Annotated in this window: 19 protein-coding genes and 1 riboswitch; of the genes, 15 read left to right on the forward strand and 4 right to left on the reverse strand. The window is 68.1% G+C overall.

Translation table 11 applies throughout. The annotated features are described in order from the left end of the window. Both FEF15_RS11715 and FEF15_RS11720 read left to right on the forward strand, forming a co-directional pair. On the forward strand, positions 1-2,012 hold a 2,012-nt coding region (locus FEF15_RS11715; RefSeq protein WP_163559354.1), incomplete at its 5' end, for a DUF3427 domain-containing protein. Positions 2,013-2,125: 113 nt separating this feature from the next. Beyond that, positions 2,126-2,713, forward strand: coding sequence for a peroxidase-related enzyme (locus FEF15_RS11720; protein WP_163559355.1), 588 nt, complete (start codon positions 2,126-2,128; stop codon positions 2,711-2,713). A 35-nt stretch (positions 2,714-2,748) separates the two neighbouring features. Here FEF15_RS11720 and FEF15_RS11725 read toward each other — a convergent pair whose 3' ends face one another. Further along, entirely contained in the window at positions 2,749-3,435 is a 687-nt protein-coding gene (locus FEF15_RS11725; protein WP_163559356.1) for a hypothetical protein, read from the reverse strand. A gap of 146 nt (positions 3,436-3,581) precedes the next feature. Further along, positions 3,582-3,699, forward strand: a riboswitch (TPP riboswitch). Between FEF15_RS11725 and FEF15_RS11730 the strand changes: the two genes are divergently transcribed. Continuing rightward, positions 3,689-5,077 (forward strand): sodium:solute symporter, encoded by a 1,389-nt coding sequence (locus tag FEF15_RS11730; protein ID WP_163559357.1) that lies wholly within the window; start codon positions 3,689-3,691, stop codon positions 5,075-5,077. Its footprint overlaps the riboswitch before it by 11 nt. A 31-nt stretch (positions 5,078-5,108) precedes the next feature. Here FEF15_RS11730 and FEF15_RS11735 read toward each other — a convergent pair whose 3' ends face one another. After that, entirely contained in the window at positions 5,109-5,774 is a 666-nt protein-coding gene (locus tag FEF15_RS11735) for a hypothetical protein (RefSeq protein ID WP_163559358.1), read from the reverse strand. 200 nt (positions 5,775-5,974) lie between these two features. Here FEF15_RS11735 and ilvD point away from each other — a divergent pair, with 200 nt between their 5' ends. Together ilvD and FEF15_RS11745 are read left to right on the forward strand one after the other, a co-directional pair. After that, positions 5,975-7,663: a dihydroxy-acid dehydratase gene (ilvD, locus tag FEF15_RS11740; protein ID WP_163559359.1), complete on the forward strand. Its 1,689-nt coding sequence runs from the start codon at positions 5,975-5,977 to the stop codon at positions 7,661-7,663. 124 nt (positions 7,664-7,787) lie between these two features. Continuing rightward, positions 7,788-7,976: a hypothetical protein gene (locus FEF15_RS11745; RefSeq protein WP_163559360.1), complete on the forward strand. Its 189-nt coding sequence runs from the start codon at positions 7,788-7,790 to the stop codon at positions 7,974-7,976. Positions 7,977-8,118: 142 nt separating this feature from the next. Here the strand turns inward: FEF15_RS11745 and FEF15_RS19625 are convergent, their stop codons facing one another. Then, entirely contained in the window at positions 8,119-8,397 is a 279-nt protein-coding gene (locus FEF15_RS19625) for an XRE family transcriptional regulator (RefSeq protein ID WP_163559361.1), read from the reverse strand. A 131-nt stretch (positions 8,398-8,528) separates the two neighbouring features. Next, entirely contained in the window at positions 8,529-10,613 is a 2,085-nt protein-coding gene (locus tag FEF15_RS11755) for a TonB-dependent receptor (RefSeq protein ID WP_163559362.1), read from the reverse strand. A 184-nt stretch (positions 10,614-10,797) separates the two neighbouring features. On the opposite strand from FEF15_RS11755, the gene FEF15_RS11760 reads away from it, so the two are divergent. The 10 genes from FEF15_RS11760 to FEF15_RS11805 all read left to right on the forward strand — a co-directional run bounded on the left by FEF15_RS11760 (position 10,798) and on the right by FEF15_RS11805 (position 20,853). Continuing rightward, complete coding sequence (locus tag FEF15_RS11760; RefSeq protein WP_163559363.1) at positions 10,798-11,592, forward strand: ABC transporter permease subunit; 795 nt, start codon at positions 10,798-10,800, stop codon at positions 11,590-11,592. Continuing rightward, positions 11,592-12,332, forward strand: coding sequence for an ATP-binding cassette domain-containing protein (locus tag FEF15_RS11765; protein ID WP_163559364.1), 741 nt, complete (start codon positions 11,592-11,594; stop codon positions 12,330-12,332). The genes FEF15_RS11760 and FEF15_RS11765 overlap by 1 nt, the downstream gene beginning before the upstream one ends. Beyond that, complete coding sequence (locus tag FEF15_RS11770; protein WP_163559365.1) at positions 12,329-13,318, forward strand: MqnA/MqnD/SBP family protein; 990 nt, start codon at positions 12,329-12,331, stop codon at positions 13,316-13,318. Before FEF15_RS11765 ends, FEF15_RS11770 begins: the two co-directional genes overlap by 4 nt. Positions 13,319-13,341: 23 nt before the next feature. Next, a complete protein-coding gene (locus FEF15_RS11775; protein WP_163559366.1) occupies positions 13,342-14,553 on the forward strand; it encodes an NnrS family protein in 1,212 nt (403 codons plus the stop codon). Between the two features lie 180 nt (positions 14,554-14,733). Further along, a complete protein-coding gene (locus FEF15_RS11780; RefSeq protein ID WP_163559367.1) occupies positions 14,734-15,693 on the forward strand; it encodes a TAXI family TRAP transporter solute-binding subunit in 960 nt (319 codons plus the stop codon). A gap of 12 nt (positions 15,694-15,705) precedes the next feature. Further along, the gene (locus FEF15_RS11785; protein ID WP_163559368.1) at positions 15,706-16,206 is read left to right on the forward strand and encodes a DUF1850 domain-containing protein; all 501 of its coding nucleotides are present in this window, start codon (positions 15,706-15,708) and stop codon (positions 16,204-16,206) included. Positions 16,207-16,266: 60 nt separating this feature from the next. Then, positions 16,267-18,276, forward strand: a complete 2,010-nt coding sequence (locus tag FEF15_RS11790; RefSeq protein WP_163559369.1) for a TRAP transporter permease — start codon at positions 16,267-16,269, stop codon at positions 18,274-18,276. Positions 18,277-18,379: 103 nt separating this feature from the next. Then, positions 18,380-18,892, forward strand: coding sequence for a 5-(carboxyamino)imidazole ribonucleotide mutase (gene purE / locus FEF15_RS11795; protein ID WP_163559370.1), 513 nt, complete (start codon positions 18,380-18,382; stop codon positions 18,890-18,892). Positions 18,893-18,915: 23 nt separating this feature from the next. After that, positions 18,916-20,031, forward strand: a complete 1,116-nt coding sequence (locus FEF15_RS11800; RefSeq protein WP_163559371.1) for a 5-(carboxyamino)imidazole ribonucleotide synthase — start codon at positions 18,916-18,918, stop codon at positions 20,029-20,031. Between the two features lie 93 nt (positions 20,032-20,124). After that, positions 20,125-20,853, forward strand: a complete 729-nt coding sequence (locus FEF15_RS11805; RefSeq protein ID WP_163559372.1) for a GMP synthase — start codon at positions 20,125-20,127, stop codon at positions 20,851-20,853.

Here is a 20,853-nt window from a genome sequence, read left to right on the forward strand (position 1 = left end):
AATCGATCAGTCAGACAGGACTGCCGCCTGACTTCCATCCACCAGATTTGACTATAACTCTGGCTGGCCACACGCCCCTCGAGCAGTACCACCTCTTTGCTTCCGTACAGACGCTCAATCGTCAGCGCCCTTGGGAGTCGCTAGGAGCGAAGCACTTTCACTATGTCGTTATCGATGAGGCCCATCATGGTGCTGCTAGCAGTTACCGAGGTCTGCTAGACGAACTAAGCCCTAGACTGCTGCTGGGGCTGACTGCCACGCCGGAACGTCAGGATGGCAGCAGCATCCTGCCGGACTTTGACGGTGAGTTCGCCGCGCAGATCCGCCTTCCCGAGGCGCTGGAAGAGAAGCTGCTGTGTCCCTTTCACTATTTCGGCGTCAGCGACAGCGTCGATCTCAGTGACGATCGCCTTTGGCAGAATGGCCACTATGACAGCCGCCAGCTGGAAAACCTGCTGACCGGCGATGACTTCCGAGCCTGGCAGCGAGTGGATACCGTCCGGCAGGCGCTGGCGCGCTATCAGCCCGACTTGCAAGGCGTGCGCGCGGTGGGGTTCTGCGCCGGTGTGCGTCACGCCGAGTACATGGCCGAGTGCTTTAATCAACTGGGCGAGGAGTACCGCGCCGCTGTCCTGCTGGGGCATACGCCGCCTGAGCGACGTGACGAGCGTTTGCGCGCCTTTCGCGAGGGCCGGCTGCCGTTCCTGTTTACTGTCGATGTCCTCAGCGAGGGCGTGGATGTGCCCGACATCAACCTGGTGATGTTCCTGCGTCCCACCGAGAGTCTCACGGTCTTCCTGCAGCAATTGGGGCGTGGGCTGCGTCATGCGCCCGGCAAGGAGTGCCTAACCGTGCTCGACTTCGTCGGGCAGACCCACCGGCGATATCGGCTGGATACCAAGTTTACTGCGCTGCTTTCCGGACAGCGTCAGCGGCTGGATCGTGAAGTGGAGGCCGACTTCCCGAGCCTGCCGCCCGGCTGCAGTATCCAGCTCGAGAGGGTGGCTCGCGAGCGGGTGCTGGGAAAAATTCGCTCAGTGCTCAATGATTTAAATCATTTTATTCCGGAGACCCTGCGAACCTGGTCTCAAGAGGTGGGCAAACCGCTCACCTTTGGCCGTTTCCTGGAGGTGACCGGCCTCTCTCCGGTTCAGGTGCTAGCCCCGCGAAGCTGGTCGGCGTGGAAAGCTAAGGCCGAATGTAGGCCGCCACCCAACGACCCCGATCTTGACCAGGCGCGCAAGGCCTTAGCACGTATCGCCCTGCGTAGCGACCCGGCACTCCTCAAGGCCATCGAAGATCTCGGTAAAACCGATGACCAGGTAGATGAGCCGACGGGACGCTACGACGCTGCCAAGAAGACCGCGCTCCATTATCTGCTCTGGGGCAGAAAGGGCGCGGCGGTTGGCGTTGACGACCTCGACCAGTCGCTGCAGAAGTGGCGAGCAAACCCCAGCGTGGCGGCGGATGCAGCTGAGATCGCCGCTTGGCGGCGCGAGCATCAGCATGTGCCGATGCACAGGCTCGACGAGCTTCCTTTCGAGTGTGACCTTCTGTTGCATGGCGCCTACGGGACCCCCGAGATAAAGTCCCTGCTGGGCTTGGCCAGCCTGGAAAAGCCAGGAGCCACCGGTGTAGGTGTCATCCATGCCAAGCAAATCCGCGCCTATATTCACCTAGTCACGTTCCGAAAGGATGAGCGCGATTTTTCGCCGACCACGCGCTATCGCGACTATCCCATCAGCCCTACGCTTCTGCACTGGGAAAGCCAGTCGAATACGACCCAGGCAAGCGGCGCCGGGCAGAATTATCTCCACTTCAAAGAGCGTGGCTATACCATCCTGTTCTTTGCCCGCTTGACCAAGCGCATCGAAGGTGAGACGGCTCCCTTTATCTTCCTGGGGCCGGCAAAGGCGCTGAAGAGCTACCAGGGCGATCGCCCGATCGCAATGACCTGGGAGCTGAAGTACCCGATGCCTGCGGAACTTTTCGAAGAGGCGAGGCCGGCATAGTGCCCGAGAGGCGAGGTGAAAGTCTGTGAGCTTCGACCTTTGCAGGTATGTTGACGTTAACGTTAACTGCTATCGTGGTGCCGTTGACAACAACCACAAGGCCAGGAGCCACCATGTCCAACGCCATCAGCCGCTTCCCCGTGCCCGAGGATATCCAGGACCTGCCCGCGGATATCCGCGACGCCATCCTCGCCGTCCAGGAGAAGGCGGGCTTCGTGCCCAATGTCTTCCTGATGCTGGCCCATCGGCCCGACGAGTTCCGCGCCTTCTTCGCCTACCACGACGCCCTGATGGAGCGCGAGTCCGACACCCTCTCCAAGGCGGAGAAGGAGATGATCGTGGTGGCCACCAGCGCCCGCAACCGCTGCCTCTACTGCGTGGTCGCGCACGGCGCGCTGGTGCGCATCTACAGCAAGAATCCGCTGCTCGCCGATCAAGTGGCCGTCAATCACCGCACCGCGCCGATCAGCGAGCGCCATCGGGTGATGCTCGACTTCGCCCTGTACTGCGGCCTGGAGTTGGGGGAGCTCACGGATGAGTGGGAGTCGCGCCTGATCGAGGTCGGCTTCACCTGCAACGACATCTGGGATATCGGCGCCATCGCCGCCTTCTTCGCCCTCTCCAACCGCCTGGTGACCCTAACCGGCACGCCGCCCAACCCGGAGTTCTACCTGATGGGGCGGGTGCCGCGGGAGAAGTGAGGCGGTCGTGTGTGGAGGATGCCCATCGTTGGCGCTCAGTACTGAGGTGCGACCTGGCACTCCTCCAGCAGCTGCAGCACCGGCGCCAGCTGGCTGATGTGCAGTACCAGTAGGCTGTCGCCGCTGGTCCCTTGGGTCGGGGCCACCACCGCGAACTCGCCTTCCTCGACATGGAACTCGTGCACCTCGCGCGGGCCGTCGGGCGTTTCGCAGTAAATGGAGCGGTAGGTGTCGTCCTCGCCGTAGGTGAGGCGGTGGTAGACCTTGAAGAAGGTGTAGAGGTAGAGCCCCTGCTCGAAGGCGGGCCAGCGGGCGGGGATGGTGCGCGTTTCCTCATCGAGGTGCTGACCCCGGGCCTCGGCGAGGGCGATCGCCTCGGCCAGCGGCTCGGCGAGCAGGGAGGTGGCGTCGTCCTGGGGCAGCGGCTGCTGGTCCTCGAGGGCTTGTTGGTAGCGCTGCGTCACCGCTGTGAAGTCGTCCAGCGAGGCGATGCGATGGTCGCTGTGCTTCAGCTCGGCTGGCTCGAACCCGCCGTTTTCCCAGCCATGGATGATGCGCACCCGGAGCCGCTCTTGCTTCATGGGCCGCTGGATCAAGGTATCGATGGCCACGCGCAGGTGCAGCAGCCGTTCGATGACCTCGTTGTCGAAGGCGGTGTAGGGCTCGGCAAAGATGGCGTGAAGGCGGCCGGGGGCGTGTTCCTTGGCTTCGGTGTAGGGCATGGGCGGGTCTCGGTGTCGCTGGCGTCCGACGGGTGGTGGTCGCCAGTATGACCATTGGCGGCTGCTGATGGAAGCTTGACTCGACTTTACAGGGGCCTCGCCACGGCCGAAGATGATCGGCTGGCCTGTTTAGGCCACAATCCATTCACTGTCGCCAGGGGAGTCCCGGTTCGTTCCGCGAGACGGGGCTGAGAGAGCGCGAGGCGCTGACCCTGGAACCTGATCCGGTTCATACCGGCGGAGGAAGTGCGACATGCCCTACCTGACGTCAGCCGTGCTCGGCGCGGCGCTCCTGTGCTTTGCGGTCCTGGGGCTGCGCGCCCGTCGAGCCGATGGCCCCCTCGACGACTACGTGACCGCGCGCAACTCCCAGGGCGCCCAGACGCTCGGACTCTCCTTCCTGGCCTCGGGGATGGGGGCCTGGATTCTCTTTGCCCCGCCGGAGATCGGCGCCTTTGTCGGGCCCCTGGCGCTGGCCGGCTACGCCATCGGCTCGGCGCTGCCGTTCATCGTGCTGGGGTTCTACGGCCCGGCGATCCGCCGCCGCCTGCCCGAGGGGCGCAGCATCGGCGAGTTCGCCGAGGCCTGTTACGGTGCCGGCGTGCGCCGCTGGGTGTCGCTGGTATCAGTCCTCTACATGGCCTGCTTCCTGGCCGCCGAGCTCACTGCCATCGGCTCGATCACCGCGCTGCTCTCCGACGTGCCGCCGGCGCTGGTGGTGATGGGCGTGGCGGTGTCCACGCTGCTCTACACCGCAGTGGGCGGCCTGCGCGCGAGTCTTGCCACCGATCGCTGGCAGGGGTGGCTGTTGATCGCCCTGCTGGCCCTGGTGGGCGGGGTGGCGCTCACGCGACTGCCCGCCATGCCGGCCGATGCCAGCCTGCCAGCGATACCGGCCGGGAGTGCGCTCGGCGTGGCGCTGACGCTGATTATCGCCGTGACCGCGGCCAACCTCTTTCACCAGGGCTACTGGCAGCGAGTGTGGGCGGCGCGGGATGCGCGTGCCCTGGGCCGCGGCGCCTGGCTGGGGGGTGGTATCACCGTGGTCGTCGTGGCGGTGGTGGGTGGCCTGGGCATGCTGGCGGCCATGGCCGGGGTGGCGCTGGGCGAGCCGCCGATTCCCTTCTTCGCGCTGCTCAGCGAGGCGCCGGGCTGGCTGGCCCTGCCGGCGCTGGTGCTGGCGGTGACGCTGGTGGCCTCCAGCGTGGATACCTTGCAGAACGGTATCGCCTCGCTGGTGGTGGCGGGCGGCGGCCGGCAGGGGTTGTCGATTCGCGCGGCGCGGCTGGTCACCGTGGGACTGATGGTGCCGGTGGTGGTCGTGGCGCTGCAGGGGCTCTCGGTGCTGCGCCTCTTCCTGATCGCCGACCTGCTGTGTGCAGCGATCGTGGTGCCGGTGCTGCTGGGGCTGTGGCGGCGCATGAGCCCGCTGGCGGCCGTGGCCGGTGGGGTGGCCGGGCTCGCCGGCGCCGTGCTGCCGGGCTGGGTGGCCCAAGGGAGCCTTTCGGCCGGCCTGCTGGCGGCGAGCTTTCCCGGCGGGGTGCCGACCCTGCCGCCCTTCCTGGGGGCGCTGCTTGCCTCTAGCCTGATCAGCCTGCTGATCGCCTGGGCACGTCCGGCTCGGCGTGGCGGCACGCCCTGAGGCGTGCCGCGGCGCGACTGGCGAGAGGCCGTTACTGCGAGAGCGCGGAGCCCATCATCTCCTCGAAGCTCTGAGCATCCTCGGGGAGTTCGAAGCGCGAGGCGTCCGGGCTTTCGTCGCTGAGTGAGGTGAGGCGGAAGCGGTCGCCGAAGCGCAGCAGCCCCAGTTCGCGCTCGGCCAGGGCGACGGCGATGGCGTCCGGTTCGTCGGTCATGGACTGCTGGTAGGCATCGAAGCCGGCCGAGAGCTCACGCACCCGGGTGTCGTCGCTGAGCACCAGCTCGTCCTCGTGCCGGTTGCCGGCCTTGTCCGTCCATGTCAGCTGGTAGACCTCCCCTTCGATGCCGGCCACGGTCTCCGTCTCGCCGCTGGCCTCGAGGGTGTTGACTTCGCTGGCCTGCTGACCGGCAATCGCCGCGTCGTTGCCGCCCAGTCCCTCGGCCATGGCCTTGAGCTTGGCCATCTCCATGATCACGGTCTGCCCCTGCATCTCGCTGACCATGTAGCCCTTGCCCTCCTTGAGCAGCATGAAGCCGGCCTGGGGCTGGCCGGGGAAGTCCATTCGCAGGTTGTCTCCGGCCCAGCTCACTTCCATGGTGGCGTGGTTCTGGCCACTGCCGCTTTCCATGGTGGCCTGGCCGTCGGCGAGGGCGGGCAGGGCGGTGGCCATCAGCAGGCCGGCGATGAGAGCACGCATGGTGTCGCTCCTTGTGGGTTGGGGTGTCGTTGCCGGCGCGCGGCCGGGTCTGCCGACTGCCTAGGGTAGCAGGGTGACGGCGGGGAAGGGGAATCGGCGAATCGCGCCGTGCTCCGTCAGCGTGCTGCGCACGGTTGCCAGGCGGCGCCGAGGCGGCCACCCTCTGTAGATCACCCCTGACACAACCGAGGAGGCCGCCCATGAGCGATACGCCCGAGGATTCACGCCGCCGCCACTCCGCCCCGGTGGTGGACGGCGTCGGCAAGTCGGCCAGCCGTGCCATGCTGCGTGCGGTGGGCTTCACCGACAGCGACTTCACCAAGCCCCAGGTGGGCATCGCCTCCACCTGGAGCAACGTCACGCCCTGCAACAGCCATATCGGCGAACTGGCCGAACACGCCTGCACCGGGGCCGACGCGGCCGGCGGCAAGGGGGTGGTCTTCAACACCATCACCATCTCCGACGGCATTGCCAACGGCACCGAGGGCATGAAGTACTCGCTGGTCTCGCGCGAGGTGATCGCCGACTCCATCGAGACGGTGGCCGGCTGCGAGGGCTTCGACGGCTTGGTGGCGATCGGCGGCTGTGACAAAAACATGCCGGGCTGCCTGATGGGGCTGGCGCGGCTCGACCGGCCGAGCGTGTTCGTCTACGGCGGCACCATCCTGCCGGGCAAGGGGCATACCGACATCGTCTCGGTGTTCGAGGCCATGGGGGCCCATTCGCGCGGCGATCTCGACCTCATCGAGCTCAAGCAGATCGAGGAGACGGCGATTCCCGGGCCCGGCTCCTGCGGTGGCATGTACACCGCCAACACCATGGCCTCGGCCATCGAGGCGCTGGGCATGAGCCTGCCGGGCAGTTCGGCGCAGAATGCGGTCTCCAGCGAGAAGCGTGCCGACTGCGAGGCGGCCGGTGCCGCCGTGCTCGAGCTGCTCGAGCGCGATCTCAAGCCCTCGGACATCATGACCCGCCAGGCCTTCGAGAACGCCATCACCGTGGTGATCGCACTCGGCGGTTCCACCAACGCCGTGCTGCACCTGATCGCCATGGCGCGCACCCTTGGCGTCAAGGTATCGCTTGCCGACTTCACCGCGATCGGTAAGCGCGTGCCGGTGCTTGCCGACCTGCGACCCAGCGGCCACTACATGATGAGCGAGCTGGTCGAGATCGGCGGCATCCAGCCGCTGATGAAGACGCTGCTCGATGCGGGCATGCTCCACGGCGACTGCCTGACGGTGACGGGCCAGACGCTTGCCGAGAACCTCGCCGACGTCGAACCCTACCCCGAGGACCAGCAGATCATTGCGCCCCTGGACAGGCCCGTGAAGGCCGAGAGCCACCTGCGCATCCTCTACGGCAACCTGGCCCCGGAGGGGGCGGTGGCCAAGATTACCGGCAAGGAGGGCACCCGCTTCTCCGGCACGGCACGCGTGTTCGGCTCCGAGGAGGAGGCCCAGGCGCGCATCAACGACGGCACCGTGGTGGCCGGCGACGTGGTAGTGATCCGCTACGAAGGACCCAAGGGCGGGCCGGGCATGCGCGAGATGCTCACTCCCACTTCGGCGATCATGGGCCGGGGCCTGGGCAGCGAGGTGGCCCTGATCACCGACGGGCGCTTCTCCGGGGGCAGCCACGGTTTCGTGGTGGGGCATGTGACGCCCGAGGCCTTCGACGGGGGCCCGCTGGCGCTGGTGGCGGATGGTGACACCATCACCATCGATGCCGAGGCCGACACCATCGAGGTGGCCCTCAGCGACGAGGAACTGATGCGCCGTCGCTCCGCCTGGCGCCAACCCGCACCGCGATACACCCGCGGTGTGCTGGCCAAGTATGCGCGGCAGGTCAGCTCGGCCAGCACCGGGGCGGTGACCGATCAAGAGGAGTGACGCGGGCCGACCTACCGTCGAGGGAGGTCGGGCGGTCCCCTGGTCGCGACGGTTGGCAAGCCGCTGGCACCTTGGCTAGGTTGAGGAGAAGAGGCCCAGCCAGTGTCACAGACCGGGAGGGAGAATGCCCAAGGCGAGCAACAAGCAAGCACGCATCGAGCCCGTCTACGATGTCGACGGTATCCATCACAATGTCATCGGGTGGAACGTGGTCGACGAGACGGAACCCGAGAACGAGGTCATCGTCTCCCAGCACGACAGCAAGAAGGACGCTGTCCAGGCGGCCGAAGCTTACGAGCAGCGCGAGAACTGATCCGGTGCCCGCTGCTCGGGTAGGCGTTTGCCGCGCCCGCAGCTGCGAGTTCCTTGCCGGAAACCAACGAAGCCGGAAACCCACGAACGCCTCGTCGGAGTGACGAAGCGTTTCAGCGTGGGAGCAATCTCGAGACGGCTGGCTAGTGCGGGGCGCCCTCCGGGTCGATGGTGCGATAGACCAGGCGCAGTTCATCCACCGAGAGGTGTTCCAGGCGGCCGGCGAGCAGGTCGCTGATCTTCTGCACCGGCAGGCCAGCGCGGCGGGCGATTTCGCGGCTCCCGAGGTCGGAGACGGCGATCAGCCGGGTGACGATACGCATGAGGCGTGTACGTTTTTCCAGATCCCTGACGTCGAGGTCAGGGCAGCTAGGCGGAGGTTCACTGCGTTCCGCGCTGGTAATCGGACGTGCCGTACTCATGTTGCTCCATCAAGAAAATGACGACCTCCACATCATGGAAGGAAAGCGCACGTTTTGCCACCCCCGATTCGTCGTGAATTGACCGCCCCGCGGGAGGGGCGGTCGGGAAGCGCTGGTTCGGAAGTGTCAGATCAGAAGCGCCCGCGCAGGGTGGCCACCGCGCCGAAGCCCGGGGCGAGGAGCTCCCCGCCCTTCGGCTGGTCGGTGAGGTGCTCGCGGTAGCCGCGGTCGAAGAGGTTGTTGAAATCCAGCCCCACCTCCAGCGACGACAGCCCGGCGGCCTCGCCGAAGCGCCAGCCCAGGCCGAGATCGGCGGTGGCGTAGCCCGGCGTGGCCTGCTCGTTACCGCCGGAGAAGATGTCCGCGGTGCGATCCTGGTCGTCCACGGCACGCACCTGGGCGTGCCAGTGGAAGCCGGTGGGCGGCTGCTGGCCGATGCCCAGCGTCGCCTCGGATGCCGGCATCTGGTGGAGCGGCTCGTCGTCCTGCTCGTTGGTGCCGCGCAGCCAGGTCAGGCTGCCGTCGAGCTCCCAGTGGCCCCCGGCCAGCTGACCCTTGAGGGGCAGGGTGAAGCCCGCCTCCACGCCCTGGATCTCTACCTGGTCGAGGTTTTCGGTGCGCTTGATCGGCAGTCCATTCTTGGGATGGGTCTGAGGCGTTACCCGGCCGGCGATGTAGTCGTCGATACGGGTGTGGAAGGCGGCCAGGCGGTACTCGCCGTGTTCGCTGCGTCCCTTGAGGCCGATCTCCAGGCTGGTGGACTGCTCGGGATCGAGCTGCGGGTTGCCGATGTGGAAGTAGCCGTCGCCGCGGGCGGCGTCCTCGAAGCGCTCGCGCATGTCCGGTGCGCGGTAGGCGGAGCCCAGACTGACATAGGGATTGACCAGCGGTGAGACGTTATAGATCGCACCCAGCGACCAGGAGAGGGTGTCGCTGGTGTTCTCCAAGCCCTCGGTGGTGGCGCTCGGGCCGCTGCCCTTGATGGCGGCATCGCCGGTCACGCTGTCGTAGCGGGCCCCCGCCATCAGCGTCCAGTCGTCGAAGAGTACCTCGTCCTGGACGAAGAAGGCGCGGCTTTCGAGCGTACCCTTGCGGAAAGGTGAGGTGGGCACGGCGTTGTCAGAGAGCGGCGAATTGAACTGGAAGCGCTGCGGGTCCCCGCTCATCTCCCAGGCCTCGACGCCAGCCGTCAGCAGGTGGCGCTCGCCCAGCGGCAGGCGGTACTGGGTGCGGGCACCGTCGGTGGTGAAGGTAACGTCGTTCCATACCTGGTTGCGCGCCTGGCCGCTCGACCAGGCGCGGATCTCGCGATACATCTCCTGACGGTAGAGGCTCGCCTCCAGGGTGCCCGGGCCCACCTCGCCCGTGTAGCCCAGCTCATAGAGCTCGCGCTGCTGGCGCGGCGAGTGGATGGTCAGGGTGCCCAGCGCCGGATGCGGGCCGGGCTTGGCCGAACCGGGGTACCAGACGTCGCGATCCTCCTGGCCCTGCACGTTGAGCGTCAGGCGGTGGTCGTCGGCCAGGCGGAAGGCGTACTTGAGCAGGAAGGCGCCGGACTCGAAGCCGCTGTTCTCGACCCGCCCCTCGGGGGTGTCGTAGTCGCCGACGTCGCGGCCGCTGGCGCCCAGCACCAGGGCGTGGTCGCGATCGGCGAGCTGCAGCACGGCACCGCCGCCGAGGCTCTCGTCGACACTGCCGGTGCTGGTGGCAAAGCGTCCGCGCACCGAGGGCGCATCGGTGAACTCGGCGTCCGGCGTGCGCAGGTTGACCGCGCCGCCCAGGGCACCGCTGCCATGCAGCACCGAGCCGGGGCCTTTCACCACCTCGACGCTGTCGAGCAGGCCGAGGCTGGCGAACGACGCCAGGGCGCCCGCCGGTTGGGCGGAGTTGACGCGTACGCCATCCACCTGCAGCACGATGCTCTCCTTCTTCAAGCCGCGCAGCACCGGGTTCTGGCCCCAGCTCCCGTCGCTGTGCACGACGGTGCCCGGCTCGCCGCGGAACAGGCTGCCGACGGTCTCGGTCACCGGCTCTGATCGCGGGTCGAGACGCAGCGTGGCCTTGGGCGTGTCGAGCTCGTCGGCGGCATAGCCCTTGGCGGTGACGGTAAGGCTCGGCAGGGCGTAATCCGGGGTGGGTTCCGCGGCGCCGGCCGGCAGGCTCAGGGCGCCGGCAATGGCCAGGGCAAGTGGGGTGAGAGTGGTCGATGGTCGCATGGAGGCCTCCGGGTAAAAAGATGCATGTAGAATACATTTAATAAGGATTCTCATTTTGACTTGCGTCAGTGAAGGCGTCTCACGGCCATTTCGGCGCGGTCCCTTTCGGTTGACCGGCATCAACGCAGCGGCGGGGCAAGTGGAGCAAAATCCAATCATTCTTGTTTGCTTTCTGGAGAAGGGCATGAGGCATTCGCTAGCGACGCGAGGCATCGAGACGCTCCTCGGCTGGGGCGGCAGCCTCACCGGCGTGCTGCTGTTCGTGGCGCTGTGGGAGTGGGGCAGCCAGGCCTACGGCAGCTTCCTGCTGCCGGGACCGCGGGATGCCCTGGCCGCACTGGTCCGCCTGACCCGTGAAGGGGAGGCGGCCAGCGCCGTGCTGGCCACCACCGGGCGCGCCATGGCGGGGTTTGCCCTGGCGGCGCTGGCGGGCACGGCGCTGGGCATCCTGGCGGGGCTCTCGCGCACCCTGGGGCGGGCACTGCAGCCGCTCTCCACGGTGCTGCTGGGTATCCCGCCGATCGCCTGGATCGTGCTGGCCATCCTGTGGTTCGGCAGCGGCTCGATGGCCACGGTCTATACCGTGATGGCCACCACCCTGCCGGTGGCCTTCGCCGGGGCGCAGATGGGCGCACTGACGCGGGATCGTCGCCTCCAGGAGATGGCCGACACCTTCCGCCTGCCACCACTGATGCGCCTGTTCGATGTCTACCTGCCACACATCGTCTCCTACGTCTTCCCGGCACTGGTCACCGCCCTGGGCGTGGCCTGGAAGGTGGCGGTGATGGCCGAGCTGTTCGCCACCGAGAACGGCATCGGCGCCGGCCTCGCGGTGGCCCGCGTCAATCTCGACACCGCCGCGGCCATGGCCTGGATTCTGCTGGTGGTGGCGCTGCTGATCGTCGCCGAGCACGGCCTGCTGCGGCCCCTGCAGCGGCGCATGGAGCCCTGGCGCCAGACCGGGCGGGGGGTGGCGTGATGCTCAAGTTCGATGCCGTCGGTCATGTCTTCGGCATGAGCCGCGTTCTCGACAGGGTGAGCCTGACGCTCGCGCCGGGTGAGTCGGTATGCCTGGTGGGGCCCTCGGGCTGCGGCAAGACCACCCTGCTGCGTATCGCCGCGGGCCTGGTCACGCCTACCGAGGGGGGCGTGAAAGACAGCTTCCACCGCAGCGCGGTGGTCTTCCAGGAGGGGCGCCTGCTGCCGTGGCGGCGCCTGCTCGATAACATCGCCCTGGGACTCAAGGCGGCGGGCGTGCCGCGCCGCGAGCGCCGGGCCCGGGCCCGGACGCTCGCCGCCGAGCTGGGCCTGGCCGATCGTCACGACCACTTTCCCCACGAGCTCTCCGGCGGCATGCAGCAGCGCGTCGCCCTGGCTCGCGCCCTGGCGGTGGAGGCCGACTGCCTGCTGCTCGACGAACCGTTCAGCGCCCTGGACGTGGGCCTGCGCAGCGAGGCGCAGATGCTACTGCTCGACCTGCTGGCGCGCCGCGGCATCGCCTCGCTGATGGTCACCCACGACCTGACCGAGGCGCTGCGCCTGGGACATCGTGTGGTGGTGCTGTCGCCGGCGCCGGGGCGCATCGTTCACGAGACCCGCGTCGAGCGCCCCTTTGCCGAGCGTGATACCGCCTTTCTCTACGAGGCCGCCGGTGCCCTGCTGCGCCATCCTGCGGTGGCCGAGAGCTTCCTGTTTCGACCCGACGAGGTGAGTGCATGATCGATAGCCGACGCCGCCAGCTGCTGCAGTTCGCCGCCGCTACCGCCACCCTGGCCGCGCTGCCGGGCCTGAGCCTGGCCGCCCAGCCCGGCCTGCGCGCCGCCACGCCGCTGGGTCTGCCCCAGGTGATCCTGGCCCGGGCGCTTGCTGACGCGCGGCTGGACGAGCTGGTCGGCGGCAGCGAGTTGCGCGCCTGGCGCGACCCCGACCAGCTGCGCGCCTGGATCGCCGGCAGCGAGGTGCAGCTTACCGCCACGCCCACCAATGTCGCCGCCAACCTTTACAACCGCGGCGTGCCGGTGGTGCTGATGAACGTCAACGTCTGGGGCACCTTGGGCTTGCTCGCCCTCGAGGGCCCGCTAGCGGGCCTCGCCGACCTGGCCGGCAAGCGTGTTGGCGTGCCGTGGCGTGGCGACATGCCCGACCTGGTGCTGCGCTACCTGCTCGCCCGCGAGGGGCTGGAAGTGGGGCGAGACCTGACCATCGTCTATCAGGGCAGCCCCTTCGAGACGGTGCAGCTGTTCCTGGCTCAGCGGCTGGACGCTGCCGTTTTGCCCGAGCCGATGCGTACCGCCACCCGTCGCCAGGCCGGCTCGCTCGGCATCAAGCCGCGGGAGCTCGATCTTCAGCAGGAGTGGGCGCGGCTCACCGGCGGGTCAGCGGCGCTGCCCCAGGCCGGGGTGATCTGCCGGCGCGAGCTGCTCGAGGCGCATCCCGACTGGATTGCCGCCATGCAGGGCGCGGTGGGCGAGGCGGTGGCCTGGGTCAACGCCCATCCCGAAGCGGCCGCGACGCTCGGCGCCGAACACGCGCCGCTGCCGGCACCGGTCTTCGAGGGGGCCATCGCCCGCACGCGCCTGGAGATGCGTACGGCCCAGGAGGCGCGTCCGGCACTGGAGAGCTTCTTCTCGGCGCTGGCCGAGCTCTCCAGCGGCTTCATCGGCGGCGGCCTGCCCGATGATGCCTTCTACCTGGCCGATACCTGATCCGCCCACCGGAGAAGACCCCAATGCCTGTCTCGTCGACTGCGATTCCCGGCCAACGTATTGCGCTGCTGGCCTACGGCTTTCGCCCTTTCTTTCTGCTCGCCGCGCTCTATGCGCCGCTGGCCTTGGTGCCCTGGGTGGGCGGCCTGCTGCAGCAGTTGACCCTGGAGACCGGCATGCCGCCGCTGCTGTGGCACGCCCACGAGATGCTGTTCGGTTTCGTGGCCGCGGCGCTGGCCGGTTTTCTGCTCACTGCCATCCCCTCCTGGGCCAAGGTGGCGCCGCTCACCGGTGCCTCCCTGGCGGCCCTGGTGCTGCTGTGGCTGGCCGGACGGGCCACGATGTGGCTGGCCGGCTGGTTTCCCCCGGCGCTGGTGGCCGCGGTCAACCTGGCCTTTCCGCTGACGCTGGTGGCGTGGGCGCTGCCGGCGCTGCTCTCCCCCGAAGGGCGGCGCCATCTCAGCCTGGGCATCCTGCTCATGCTCTTCGCGGTCACTCAGCTCGGCTTCCACCTGGCCTGGGTCGGCGTGTTGCCGGGGCGTTTCGTACCGCTGGATTGGCTGCACCTGGCGGCCAACCTGCTGCTGGTGATGATCGCCGTGACCGCCTCGCGCATCGTGCGCGTGGTGGCCATGGCGGCCGTGGCCGCCAGCGGCACCCCGAGCCCGGTGCGCTTCACCCCGGCACGCGAGCACCTGGCGGTGACGGCGCTGCTGCTCTTCGTGGTGGCCGACTTCGTGGCGCGCGGCCATCCGGTGGCCGGCTGGATCGCCCTGGCGGCAGCCGCCGCCCAGGCCGACCGCCTCGCCGAATGGCCCTGGGGGCGCGCCATGGGCCGGCTCTACTTGCTGCTGCTCACCCTGGCCTACGTCTGGTTGACCGTTGGGCTGGCGCTGGTGGGTCTAGCCGCGCTGCTGAATGGCTGGCCCGACTACGCCGGGCGCCATGCGCTCTTCCTGGGGGCTATCGGCACGGCGGTGCTGGCCGTGTTCTGCATCGCCGGCCTGCGCCATACCGGTCGCCCGCTCGAGCTGCCGCGGCCGATCTGGGCGGCGCTGGTCTGCCTGCTCGCCGCTACGGTGCTGCGCACCGGCGCGCCGCTGGCCTGGCCGCAGCATTACCTGGTACTCGGCGTGCTGGGGGCAAGCCTGCTGTGGCTGCTCGCCTACGCGCTCTATGCCCTGAGCTACGCTCGCCTGCTGTGCCAGGCAAGACCCGACGGCCTGCCGGGGTGAAGCCCGGTCGGCCTGGGTATTATTGCTGATACCTGGCTGAAACGTATGCAATCGTTGGAAACGTAGAAAGTGCGCGTTGGCCGTTTCCGAGCCGGGCGTGCTAGCTTTCTGATGTGCCTGACACGCTCGGGCAAGGTTCACAATCACAATACCAATCCGGTTTCAGGATGGAGGCATTCCATGCGAGCTCTCAAATACGTCGCGGCAGCGTCCCTGCTGGCGGTTGCCCCTTTGGCAGCGGCCCAGCAGCTGTCCATCGCCACCGGCGGTACCGGCGGGACCTACTACCCCTTGGGGGGTGGCATGGCCGAGATGATCGGCAAGCACATCGAAGGCTACGAGGCGGTGGCCGAGGTCACCGGGGCTTCGGTGGAGAACATGGGCCTGGTATGGCGCGGTGACTCCGACATGGCGTTGGCCCTGGCCGATACGGTCCACCAGGCCTACAACGGCACCGGTGACTTCGAGGGGCGCCAGCTCGAGAACATCCGCGCCCTGGCCTCCGTCTACCCTAACGCGGTGCAGATCGTCACCCTGGCCGACTCCGGCATCGAGTCGCTCTCCGACCTCGAGGGCAAGGTGATCTCCGTGGGCGCGCCGGGCAGCGGTACCGAGCTCAACGCCCGCGCCGTGCTGGAGTCCAACGGCATTACCTACGACGACATCGACCCGCGCCGCCTCAACTTCAACGAGACGGCCGATGCCATTCGCGACGGCGACATCGCCGCCGGCTTCTGGAGCGTGGGTCCGCCCACCAGTTCGATCATGAACCTGGCCACCACCCGCGACATCCGCCTGGTCGGCCTCACCGACGAGGAAGTGGCCAACGCCCGCGAGGAGTCGCCGGTGTTTGCCCGCTATACCCTGCGCGAGGGGCTCTACGAGGGCATGGACGAGGCCGTGCAGACCATCGGCATCCCCAACGTGCTGGCGGTGAGCAGCGAGATGGACGAGGAGCTCGCCTACCAGATCACCCAGATGCTCTTCGAGCGCACCGACGAGCTGATCGAGGTGCACCCGGCTGCCAACGACACCACCGTGGAGTTCAGCATCGAATCCACGCCGATCGCCTTTCACCCCGGCGCACTGCGCTACTACGAGGAGGTGGGCGCCGAGATCGCCGACCATCAGCGTCCCTGACCGGTGTCGGCGATGCGCGACCGACGCCTGACAGCAGGGCGGGCCCTGTTGCCCGCCCTGCTGTCGTGTCTGCCGCTGGTGGCCCTGGCCGACGCGCCGCCCGCCCGCCTGGAGGTCGTCGATGCCGTCGGCGAGTCCCTGCTGGTGGTGCCGATGCCGGAGGGGCAGGGGTGGTGCCTGGAGTGGAACCATTCCGTCGAGGGCTTTCCGGTCCTCGACTGCTATCGCCACCGCGACGGGCGCATGGTGCTCGAGCGCAGCCATCTGCCCGATTTCGCCGCCGGCCTCGACCACATTCCCGGCCGGGGCCGCCAGGTCTCCGATGGCGAGGGCGGCTACTGGATCGAGGCCATCGACGAACCGGTCCCGGGCAACGCCTATCGGCTGCGGGTCGGGTCGCTGCGCGTCGACCACCGGCTGGTCATCGACGACACGCGCATCAGCCTGAGCGCCCTGGCTGCCGGGGAGCGGGTCACCCTGCGCCTGGTCGGGGCGGCCGATGCCCGTGAGTGACCGACCATTCGAGCACGCACTCGAGCACGCACTTGAGCACGCACTTGAGAGAGAACCGAGATGAGCGAATCGGGATCCTCCCCCGTAATTCCCGGCAGCCAGGCGCCCCACTCCCGCCCGGTGCTATGGCTGATCACCTTGGTGGCGGTGGGGCTGTCGCTGTTCCAGCTTTACTCCGCCGGCATCCAGCCGCTGGGGCTTTTCTACCAGCGCAGCATCCACCTGATGCTGATCATGATGCTGGCCTTCCTGATGTTCCCGCTGCTCGGCGCCTCGCACCGGCGCGGGCCGATCAGCAGCGTCATCGATACGCTGTTCTTCGCCGGGGCGCTGCTCACCGGCGGCTACCTGGTGCTCTTTCTCGACGAGATCATCAACCGCGCCGGTTTCTGGAGCCAGACCGACATCGTGGTCGGCTGCATCGCCACCATCACCGTGCTCGAGGCGGCCCGCCGCGCGGTGGGGCTCGGCATGACCGTGATCGGGGTGCTGGCCATCCTCTACGCCTTCGCCGGCCCGCGCGGCGAGCTTCCCTGGCTGGGGCAGTTCCTGCCCGGCATCCTCGAGCATCGCGGCTACAACCTGGATCGTCTGGTGGGCCAGCTCTATCTGGGCCAGGAGGGCATCTTCGGCCTGCCCATGGGGGTGGCGGCCACCTACATCTTCATCTTCGTGCTGTTCGGCGCCTTTCTGGAGGTGACCGGCGCCGGCAAGTTCTTCATCGACCTGGCCTATGCCGCCACCGGCCGCCAGCGCGGCGGGCCGGCCAAGGCGGCGGTCATCGCCTCGGCGGGCATGGGCTCGATATCGGGCAGCGCCATCGCCAACGTGGTGACCACCGGCGCCTTTACCATCCCGCTGATGAAGCGCCTGGGCTACAAGCCGCACCAGGCTGGTGGCATCGAGGCGGCGGCCTCCACCGGCGGGCAGATCATGCCGCCGCTGATGGGCGCCGGGGCCTTCCTGATCGCCGAGTACACCCGGATGCCCTACCTGGAGGTGGTCAAGGTGAGCATCCTGCCGGCGATCATGTACTTCTCGACCGTCTACCTCTTCGTGCACATCATCGCCTTGAAGCAGGGCATGCAGGGAATGAGTCGCTCGGAGTTACCCCAGATGCGGGACGTGATGCGCTACGGCTGGCACTTTCTGCTGCCGCTGGCGGTGCTCATCTGGCTGCTGGTGATGAACCTGTCGCCGACGCGGGTGGGCTACTTCGCCATTCTCACCATCCTCGCCGTGGCGGTGCTGCGCTTTGCCGTCTGGTTCTTCTTCGTGGCGCCCAGGCAGGGCCAGCCGGTGAGCGCGGACGCCCTGCGTGAGGCCGTGCGCAGCGGCCTGGGCAAGCTGGTGGGCGGCCTGGAACTGGGCGCGCGCAATGCCGTGGCCGTCTCCATGGCCTGCGCCGTGGCCGGGATCATCGTCGGCGTGGTGGGGCTGACCGGCCTGGGGCTGAAGTTCTCCTCCATGATGCTGGCCTTCTCCGGCGGCAACCTGCTGCTGGCGCTGGTGATGGTGCTGCTGGCCAGCCTGGTGCTGGGCATGGGCCTGCCGGTGACCGCCAGCTACATCGTGCTGATCGTGTTGGTGGGGCCAGCGCTCACCGCCGAGTTCGGCGTGCCGCTGCTGATCGCCCACCTGGTGGTGTTCTGGTACTCCCAGGACTCAAACGTCACCCCGCCCATCGCCCTGGCCGGCTTCGCCGGGGCGGCCATCGCCGGGGCCAAGCCCATGGACACCGGCTTCCAGGCGTGGAAGTTCGCCAAGGGCCTCTACCTCATCCCGGTGTTCATGGTCTTCAACCCCGAGATCATCGTCGGCGGGCCGGTGCCGGTGGTGGTGTGGAACGCGGCGATCGCCTTCCTGGCGCTGGGTGCCTTCGCCGCGGCCCTGGAGGGCTATCTCTTCACGCGCATGTCCTGGCTCCTGCGTGCGGTACTGCTGCCGGCCATCGTGGCGGTGTTCTACCCCAACCTGCTGGTGGAGGCGAGTGGGGCGGCAGTGATGCTGCTGGTGCTGGCCGGCAACTGGCTGGTCAGCCGCCGCGAGGGGCGCGCCGCGCCCGGCTGAGCCGCATGCGAGGGGCTGCCCGACTGGTCAAGATGACGGCGCCGAGAGGCGCCGTTAGAATGTCTGCCCTTCGTTTTCTGCCGACACACTCCGGGAGCCGCAGATGTCGACCTCCAATCAGGCGCCGCGCGTTGGCGTGATCATGGGTTCCAAGTCCGACTGGCCGGTCATGGAGCACGCCGTGGCGATGCTCGAGCGCCTCGGCGTGCCCTGCGAGACCCGGGTGGTCTCCGCCCATCGCACCCCCGACCTGCTGTTCGACTATGCGAAAGGCGCCGCCGGGCGCGGCATCCAGGTGATCATCGCCGGTGCCGGCGGCGCGGCCCACCTGCCCGGCATGGTGGCCTCGCAGACCCCGCTGCCGGTGCTCGGCGTGCCGGTGGAGTCCAAGGCGCTCAAGGGGCTCGATTCGCTGCTCTCCATCGCCCAGATGCCCGGCGGTATCGCCGTGGGCACCCTGGCCATCGGCAAGGCCGGGGCCACCAACGCCGGGCTGCTGGCCGCGCAGATCGTCGGCCTGCAGGACGCCGAGGTGCGCGCCGCTGTGGAGGCCTTCCGCGCCGAGCAGACCCAGGCGGTGCTCGACGATCCCGATCCGCGCCCCGCGACCGACTGAGCCCGCGAGAGGAGACAAGCGACATGAACATCGGCGTTCTGGGAGCCGGCCAGCTGGGCCGCATGCTGGCGCTCGCCGGCTATCCACTGGCCAACCGCTTCACCTTCCTCGACACCACCGGCCACCCCAGCGCGGGCATCGGTGATGTCATCGTGTACACGGATCGGCACCATCTTCTCGATGACTTCCTGGCCAGGGTCGACCTGGTCACCTACGAGTTCGAGCACCTGCCGGTGTCGCTGGTCCAGGCCATCGAGGAGCACAAGCCGGTCTACCCGTCGAGCGAGGCGATCCGCGTCTGCCAGAACCGCGCCGAGGAGAAGGCGCTGTTCGATCGGCTGGGCATTCCCACGCCGGCCTATCGCCTGGTGGAGCATGCCGACGAGCTGGAGGCGGCGGCCCGCGAGCTGGGCTGCCCGGTGGTCGCCAAGTCGGTCACCGAGGGCTACGACGGCAAGGGGCAGGCGGTGATCCGCGACCCCGCCGAGGCCGCCGAGGCGTGGCGCGTGATCGGCCACCCGCAACTGATCGTCGAGGCCTTCGTCGACTTCGTGCGCGAGGTGTCGATCATCGCCGTGCGCGGCCGTGACGGCCAGGTGGTCTTCTATCCCATGGCCGAGAATGTCCACGTCGACGGCATCCTGCGCTACTCGCTCGCGCCGATGCCAGACCTGGACGACGCCGTGCAGCAGACCGCCGATGAGTACATCCGTGCGCTGCTCGACGCGCTGGACTACGTCGGCGTGCTGACCCTCGAGCTTTTCCAGACCCGCGACGGCGGCCTGCTGGCCAACGAGATGGCCCCCCGGGTGCACAACTCCGGTCATTGGTCGATCGATGGCGCGGTGACCAGCCAGTTCGAGAACCACCTGCGCGCCATCCAAGGCCTGCCGCTAGGCGATACCGCGGCGCGGATGCCCAGCTGCATGGTCAACGTGATCGGCCAGGAGGGCGATTCCGCCGCCATTCTCGGCATCGCGGACGCCCATCTGCACCGCTACGACAAGAGCGAGCGTCCGAGACGCAAGCTCGCCCACGTCAACCTGCTGGCACCGAGTCACGCCGCATTGCTGGAAAAGGTCCGTGCCTGCGCGGCGCTGCTGCCCGACGCCCCGCCGCCGCGCTTCAGCTTCGAATAGCGGTGCCTGCCACCCCTCTGGTTCGCGAAGGCCCCGCCATGCGGGGCCTTCGTGTAACCTGAAGTGGCGGGCCAGTAACGAGGAGACGAAAGGATGAGGATGGGGCTGCTGCAGTGCGATGACGTGGCGCCGGAATTGCGCGAGCGCCACGGCAACTATCCCGAGATGTTCGCGCGGCTTTTCGTCGCCGTGGACCCGTCGCTGACCTGGCGCGTGTGGCGTTGCCACGATGGCGAGATTCCCGATGACATCGAGGCGGTGGACGCCTGGATGACCACCGGCGCGAAGTTCGGGGTCAACGACGACCGGCCCTGGATCGCCGATCTCGAGCGCTTCGTGCGCGCCCTGTGGGACGCCGGCAAGCCGCTGGCGGGGATCTGCTTCGGCCACCAACTGATCGCCCGTGCCTTGGGTGGCACGGTGATCAAGAGCCCCAAGGGGTGGGGCGTCGGCGTCTCCTTCAACCAGGTGGGCGAGCGCGCCGAATGGATGGTGCCCTGGCAGTCCGGCCTCGACCTGGTGGTGAGTCATCAGGATCAGGTGGTAGAGCCGCCGCCCGGCGCCCGGGTACTGGGCGGCAGCGACTTCTGCCCTGCCTACCTCATGCAGCTCGGCGAGCACTTTCTGGGCGTGCAGGGCCACCCCGAGTTCACCAAGGCCTACTCCCGCGACCTGATGGCGCTGCGCGCCGACAGCGTGGGGTATGCCCGGGTGCGCGAAGGGGAGACCTCGCTGGCTGCGGCGGTGGACGATGCGCTGATGGCCCGCTGGATCCTGGCCTTTCTGCGCCAGGCCATGAGGAAGCGGGAGCAGGCTCGCTGA

It is taken from the genome of Halomonas sp. NO4, from assembly GCF_010994375.1.
In the GTDB taxonomy this organism is placed as follows: Bacteria; Pseudomonadota; Gammaproteobacteria; order Pseudomonadales; family Halomonadaceae; genus Halomonas.